Origin of the sequence: Curtobacterium sp. B18 (assembly GCF_000333375.1) — a bacterium.
Classification (GTDB): Bacteria; Actinomycetota; Actinomycetes; order Actinomycetales; family Microbacteriaceae; genus Curtobacterium.
Map to the genome: position 1 here is coordinate 1 of NZ_BACZ01000379.1, position 6475 is coordinate 6475.

Consider the following 6475-nt stretch of genomic DNA (forward strand, 5'->3'; position numbering starts at 1 on the left):
CCTCCCGGCCCACTCGCCTCGTTCAGCCGAGCGCGGCCGTGTCCGGTGACCCCGTCGCGAGCGCGCTCCGGACCGATCCCCACGCGGCGAGCCGCTCGCGGATCGACTCGTCCTGCTCGGCCTCGAGCGCGGTGGCGTGCGCCTGCTCGAGGACCTCGTCGATCACGATGCGCCGTCCGGTGCGGGCGGACGCGATCGCGGCGTCCACCATCGTCAGGCTCATCACGTTGCCGTGCACCTCGCCGTCGGGGCGCTCGCCGGAGCGGACCGCGCGGACGAAGGACGCGAGGGCGCCGGCGATCTCGTTGCCGACGCCGGGTGCCGCCTCCGGAGCGCCCGGGGTGCCGTCGAGGTCGCTCCACGGGTCGTGGTCGCCGTCCCACAGCGCGGTCCCGTCGGACCCGGAGGCCCGCCAGTCGCCGTTCCACGAGGTCTCGGCGCCCGGCGCGCACCACGAGCCGTCGTACACGTAGTGGACGTCGTCCTCGAAGGTGAAGACCGCGGCGGCCGCGGCGTCGCCCCGGTACCAGGACCACGACGGGTTCCACGACTCGCAGTACACCGACACCGGGTCGCGCTCGAGGACGTACCGGGCGGAGTCGAAGGCGTGGATCGCCATGTCGAGCAGGAGGACGTCGTCCATCTCCTCGCGGAAGCCGCCGAAGTGCGGGGCCTTGGCGAAGCGCGTGCTCAGGCCCCCTACCTGTCCGAGCCCGCGGACGTGCTGCCGGAACGCGACGAGGTGGTCGTTGTACCGACGGGACTGCGAGACCATGAACAGCTTGCCCGTGGCCTCGGCGGCCGCGGCGAGCGAGAGCGCCTCGGCGACGGTCTGCGCTGCCGGCTTCTCCCCGAGGACGGGGAGCCCGGCGCGGAGGGCCTCGAGCGTGACCGGGTGGTGCGCGACGGGGACCGTGATGTCGAGGACGGCCTCGGCACCGGTCTCGGCGATGAGTGCGGTGAGGTCGCGGCCGACCGGGATCGTCGGGTCGCCGGCGACCTCCGCCCCAGCGCGCGCGGCGTCGAGGTCGAGGTCGACGATGCCGACGAGCTCGACGTCCGGGTCCGCGGCGACGGTCGCGAGCCACGCCCGGCCCATGCCACCGGCACCGACCTGGACGACCCGGAGCGGCGCGGTCACGCGGACACCTCCTCGTCGACCGGTGCGTCGTCGAACGGGCCGCGGTAGTGCTGGCCGTCGAAGTACTCGCCGAGGTCGTACCGGCGGAGCGTCGGGATCTCCCGCTCGCGCTCCGGCCGGGCCCACTCGGTCGCGTTCGCGATCACGCGTCGGACGTCCTTGTGGTGGTAGACGGGGAAGTCCTGGTCGCCGGGGGAGAAGTAGAAGATCTTCCCGAGGCCGCGGCGGTAGGTCATGCCGCTCCGGAACACCTCGCCGCCGGTGAAGCCGGAGATGAAGACCAGCTCGTCGGGCGTCGGCACGTCGAAGTACTCGCCGTACATCTCCTGCTCGGGGATCACGATCGGGTTCGGGACGCCGCGCGTGATGGGGTGCTGCGGGTTCACGGTCCAGACGAGTTCCTGGTCGTGCTCGCTGCGCCACCGGAGCGTGCAGGTGGTCCCCATGAGCTTCCCGAAGATCTTCGACCAGTGGCCGGAGTGCAGCACCACGAGCCCCATGCCGGACAGGACGTGCTTGTGCACGCGGTCGACCACGGCGTCGTCCACCTCGTGGTGCGCGGCGTGCCCCCACCAGGTGAGGACGTCGGTCTCGGCGAGGACCTCGTCGGTGAGTCCGTGCTCGGGCTCCTGCATCGTCGCCGTGCGGACGACGGCGTCCGGCAGGTTCTCGCGGATGCCGTCGGCGATCGCGCCGTGCATGCCGTCGGGGTACCGCTCGGCGACGTGCTGCTCGACCTGCTCGTGGACGTTCTCGCCCCAGACGGTGATGCGCAGCGGGGTGGTGGTCATGGTGTGCCTTTCTGGCTGGGGTTCGTGGGTGTCGCCGGCCGTCACAGGACGGCTGCCCCGGGGTCGACAGCCGCGGTCGCCGCGGTCGCCGCGGTCGCCGCAGGGTCGGTCGCCGCGGGGTCGGTCGCCGTCACTTGACGGCGCCGCCGAGCGCACCGGCGGAGATGTACCGCTGGGCGACGATGAGCAGCACGGCGGCCGGCAGCGACGCGAGGACGGACGTCGCCATGACGGGCCCCCAGTCGGTGACGTTCGAACCGATGTAGTTGTAGATGCCGAGCGTGATGGGCCTGACCGCGGTCGTCGACGTCAGGGTCAGTGCGATGAGGAAGTCGCCCCAGGCCCCGAGGAAGGTGAAGAGCGCCGCCGTGACGATGGCGTTCCGGCTGATGGGCAGGACGATCGAGACGAACGCCCGGAAGTCGTTCGCGCCGTCGACGAGCGCGGCCTCGACGAGGCTCGGCGGGATCGACTCCATGAACGCGCGCATGAGCAGCACGGCGAACGGCACCTGGACGGCGCTGTCGGCGAGGATCAGCCCGATGTAGCTGTTCAGCAGTCCGACGTTGTTGAACAGCGTGTAGAGCGCGTTCGCGATGACGATCGCCGGGATCATCTGCGTGATGAGCAGCACGAGCAGGAACACCCGGGTGCCGCGCATCTTGAACCGGGCCAGCCCGTACGCGGCCGGGGTCGCGATCGCCAGGGTCAGCACGACGGTGCCGAGGCCGATGATCATGCTCGACAGGAAGTTCTGCCCCTGCTGCGCGAACGCCGTCTCGTACCCGCGGAAGGTGGGCGAGAACGGGAACCAGGTCGCGGTCGCGGCACCGGACGTGGCCTGCAGGCTCGTGTTCACCATCCAGTAGACGGGGAACACCATGATCGCGAGGAACACGCAGCCGAGGATCGTGAGCGGGATGCCCTTGACGCCGCGCTTCGGCCCGGGGACCCGTGCGCTGCGCTTCGTCGTGATCGCCCGGGTGGCGGTGACGGTCTGGTTCGCGATTCCGACGCTCATTCGTCGACCGCCTTCCTGGAGATCGCGATGTAGACCATCGCGAAGACGAACGAGACGACGATGAGCACGTTGCTCACCGCGGCTCCGATGCCGAACTGGAAGTTGATGAACGACTGGTGGTACGCGTTCGTGGCGAGGGTCTGCGTGGAGTTCGCCGGTCCGCCGCCGGTGAGGCCGAGGATGATGTCCACGACCTTCAACGTGTAGACCACCCCCAGGACGATCACGACGCTGACGACGCTCCGGATGCTCGGCCAGGTGATGTACCAGAACGCCTTGAAGCCGGTGGCGCCGTCGAGTGCGCCGGCTTCGTACAGCTCCGGCGGGACGGACTGCAGTCCGCTGTAGAGGATCGTCGTGTTGAACGGGATGCCGAGCCACACGTTCACGCCGATGACGGCGATGAGGGCCAGGCTCGGGCTGACGAGCCACGGCACCGGTGCGATGCCGACCAGGCCGAGGAGCTGGTTGAGCGCCCCGCTGTCCTGGTCGAGCAGCCACTTCCAGACCGCGCTCGACGCGATCAGCGGCAGCAGCCACGGCAGCAGGAGGAGCCCGCGCAGGAAGCCGGAGAGCGGGAAGTGCCGCCGGAAGAACAGCGCGAGACCGAGGCCGATCACGAACTGCAGGACGATCGAGCCCGCGGTGAACAGTGCGGTGTTCACGACGCTCGTCGCGAAGACCGAGCTCTGGAACACCTGGATGTAGTTGCCGAGCCCGACCCACGGGGCCTCGCCCGTGAAGAAGGTCTTGGTCGTGTAGTCCTGGAAGGACATGATGACGTTCTTGACGACCGGGTAGCCGAAGAACACGGCCACGAACAGCGCGGCCGGGATGACGAAGAGCCATCGGGTGAGCCCGGTGCGCATGCGCGCTCGGCGCTGGCCGGGTCGTGGTGGTGGGACGGACGCCGTGGTCCGTGGTCGGGTCTGTGTCGTGGCGCTCATGCCGGAACCGCTCCTTCCGAGGGTGGGGAGGGAGCCGACCGGGCGGCCGGCTCCCTCGTGCACTACTGGCTCTGCGACTGCGCCTGCTTGAGCGCGGCCTCGGGGTCGGCCTTGCCCGTGAGGGCGAGCTGGACGGCGGTGTAGATCTTCGTCGCGGCCTTGGGCCAGTCGGGTCCGAGCTCACCGGTGCGGGCGCGGGCGGTCTTCACCGTGGTGACGAACGAGGCGACCTGCGGGTGGTCGGACGCCCACGCGGCGCCGGCCTCGAGGTTCGTCGGCACGTTGCCGCTCACCTCGGCGAGGGCCTTCTGGGTCTTCTGCGAGTGCAGGCAGCCGACGAACTTGGCGGCCAGCTGCATCTTCGCCTTGTCGCCGGTCTGCGGGACGGTGAACGCCTCGCCGCCGAGCGGTGCGACGGTCGCCTCACCGGTACGGGTGGGGATCGGGACGCTGTCGAACTCGAGGCCCTTCTTCGCGTTGAGGGCGGGGAGCTGCCACGGGCCGTTGATCATCATCGCGGCCTTGCCGGCGAGGAACTGGTTGTTGACGTCGGCCTGGGCCCAGTTGATCGAGCTCTTCGACATCGAGCCGTCGTTCTGCAGGTCCTCGACGAGCTGCAGGGCCTGCGCCGCCTCGGGCGTCGCGATGTCCTTCTCGTCACCACCGTTCGACCAGAAGAAGGGCAGGAACTGCCAGGTGCCCTCGTAGGTGTTGATGTTGCTCATCGCGAAGCCGTACGTCGACCCGGAGGTGAGCTTCTTCGCGGCGGCCTTCAGCTCGTCCCACGTCTTGGGCGGCTGGACGCCGGCGTCCGAGAGCAGCTTCTTGTTGTAGTACAGCGCGATCGAGTTCGTGTTCGACTGCAGGCCGTAGAGCTTCCCCTTGTAGGTGCTCGCCGCCTTCACGCCGGGGACGTCGCCCTCGGCGCTCAGGCCGTAGTCACTCAGCTCGGACAGCGCACCCGAGGCCGCGATCTGCTGCACGTCGGGGTTGTCGAGCATGAGGACGTCGGGGAGGGTCCGCGACGATGCCTGCTGCAGGACCTTCGAGATCAGACCGGCGCCGGCGACGTGGTTGATCGTGACGGTCGCGTCGACCTGCTTCGCGCACTGCTTGTAGACGGGGTTGTAGGTCGCGTCGTAGTAGTCCTCGATCGTCAGGGCCTTGCTCCCGCCGGAGGAGGCCGAGCCGGAACCGGAGCACCCGGTGAGGACCAGGGGGATCGTCGCGAGCACGGCGACCGCGCCGACGAGGGCTCGGGTCCGGCGCGTCGTGGAGGGGAATCTTTGCTTCATTGCAGAGCTCTTCTCTGTGCGGATGCAGGGGCAGGCACGCAACCACGAATCCGCTGACGTCATCGTCGCTGTGTCCTTGGGGCGAGAAGCTAACAGAAAAGCGCTTCACCTGTAAAGCGCTTTTTTCGCATCCTGGACGGTAGGCTGGACGGCATGGCCACGATGCAACAGGTCGCCGATCGCGCGGGAGTCTCGATCGCCACCGTGTCCTTCGTGGTGAACGGCACGAAGTACGTCACCCCGGCGACGACCGCCCGGGTGCAGGCGGCGATGCGCGAACTGAAGTTCCGCGGCAACGTCGTCGCCCGTGCGCTGGCGAGCCGGCGCACCCGGATCATCGCGCTGCTGTTCCCGACCACGGGCAACCGGTTCAGTCCGACGACGTCGGAGTTCTTCATGAGCGCCGCCGAGCGGGCGTCCGAGCGCGGCTACCACCTCGTGCTCTGGCCGGTGGACCCGGCAGGGGACGACCTCGACGACCTCGTCTCCGGGGGGCTCGTCGACGGCGTCATCCTCATGGAGGTGCGGATGGACGACCCGCGCGTCGCTGTCCTCACCGCCCTCGACGTCCCCTTCACGCTCATCGGGCGCACCCGGGACAGCAGCGGTCTGCCGTTCGTCGACATCGACTTCGAGACCACGATCGAGTCGAGCATCGACCACCTCGAGGCGCTCGGGCACCGGCGGTTCGCCCTCGTGCTCGAGGACCTGGAGGGCACGCCGATGGCCGGCTACGCCCCGCACCTCCGCACCCAGGACACCTTCCGTCGGGTCACCGCCGCACGGGGACTCGTCGGCACGGTGGTCACGGCTGGCCCGGGGAGCGACGGTGGGCGCACGGCCGCGAGCGAGCTCCTCGCCCTCGACCCCGACGTGACGGCGGTGCTCGTGATGAAGGACGACTCGTCGGCGGGGCTCCTCGTCGGGCTGTACGCCGCCGGTCGTCGCGTGCCCGAGGACGTCTCGGTGCTGAGCATCGCCTCGTCCGAGACGAACGCCGACCAGCACTACCCGCGACTGTCGACCATGGTGGCCCCTGGCCGCCGGCTCGGCACCCGCGCCGCCGATGCGCTCATCGACCAGCTCGACGGGAAGTCCGACGAGCTGCCGCACTTCCTGCTGCCCTGCACCCTCCGCGAAGCCGAGTCGACGGCTCCCGCGCCCGCCTGACCGGCACACGGCGCGCGAGGCGGGTGAGGTTTCGCGCTGGGCGACAGTTCACTCGCGGCGCGACAAATGAANTTCGCCCAGCGCGAAGGGTCGCGTCGCCGCGCGGACGC

The 6475-nt window shown here is 69.7% G+C and carries 6 protein-coding genes; 1 reads left to right on the top strand and 5 read right to left on the bottom strand.

Annotation, left to right across the window (positions count from 1 at the left end):
• Nucleotides 1–22 precede the first annotated feature (22 nt).
• The 5 genes from I5E_RS10495 to I5E_RS10520 form a co-directional block, all read right to left on the bottom strand.
• Nucleotides 23–1141 (bottom strand): Gfo/Idh/MocA family protein, encoded by a 1119-nt coding sequence (locus I5E_RS10495; RefSeq protein ID WP_022906940.1) that lies wholly within the window; start codon nucleotides 1139–1141, stop codon nucleotides 23–25.
• A complete protein-coding gene (locus I5E_RS10500) occupies nucleotides 1138–1932 on the bottom strand; it encodes a ThuA domain-containing protein (protein WP_022906941.1) in 795 nt (264 codons plus the stop codon). Before I5E_RS10500 ends, I5E_RS10495 begins: the two co-directional genes overlap by 4 nt.
• A 130-nt stretch (nucleotides 1933–2062) precedes the next feature.
• Nucleotides 2063–2953, bottom strand: a complete 891-nt coding sequence (locus tag I5E_RS10510) for a carbohydrate ABC transporter permease (RefSeq protein WP_022906943.1) — start codon at nucleotides 2951–2953, stop codon at nucleotides 2063–2065.
• Complete coding sequence (locus I5E_RS10515) at nucleotides 2950–3900, bottom strand: carbohydrate ABC transporter permease (RefSeq protein ID WP_031262171.1); 951 nt, start codon at nucleotides 3898–3900, stop codon at nucleotides 2950–2952. The genes I5E_RS10510 and I5E_RS10515 overlap by 4 nt, the downstream gene beginning before the upstream one ends.
• A gap of 62 nt (nucleotides 3901–3962) precedes the next feature.
• Entirely contained in the window at nucleotides 3963–5195 is a 1233-nt protein-coding gene (locus tag I5E_RS10520; protein ID WP_042723770.1) for a sugar ABC transporter substrate-binding protein, read from the bottom strand.
• 153 nt (nucleotides 5196–5348) lie between these two features.
• Here I5E_RS10520 and I5E_RS10525 point away from each other — a divergent pair, with 153 nt between their 5' ends.
• On the top strand, nucleotides 5349–6365 hold the full coding sequence (locus I5E_RS10525; RefSeq protein ID WP_022906946.1) for a LacI family DNA-binding transcriptional regulator: 1017 nt from the start codon (nucleotides 5349–5351) through the stop codon (nucleotides 6363–6365).
• Nucleotides 6366–6475 lie beyond the last annotated feature (110 nt).

Excerpts from the sequence above, each read along its gene's own strand:
- I5E_RS10500 (WP_022906941.1), bottom strand. The coding sequence starts at position 1,932 with ATGACCACCACCCCGCTGCGCATCACCGTCTGGGGCGAGAACGTCCAC.
- I5E_RS10510 (WP_022906943.1), bottom strand. The coding sequence starts at position 2,953 with ATGAGCGTCGGAATCGCGAACCAGACCGTCACCGCCACCCGGGCGATC.
- I5E_RS10515 (WP_031262171.1), bottom strand. The coding sequence starts at position 3,900 with ATGAGCGCCACGACACAGACCCGACCACGGACCACGGCGTCCGTCCCA.
- I5E_RS10520 (WP_042723770.1), bottom strand. The coding sequence starts at position 5,195 with ATGAAGCAAAGATTCCCCTCCACGACGCGCCGGACCCGAGCCCTCGTC.
- I5E_RS10525 (WP_022906946.1), top strand. The coding sequence starts at position 5,349 with ATGGCCACGATGCAACAGGTCGCCGATCGCGCGGGAGTCTCGATCGCC.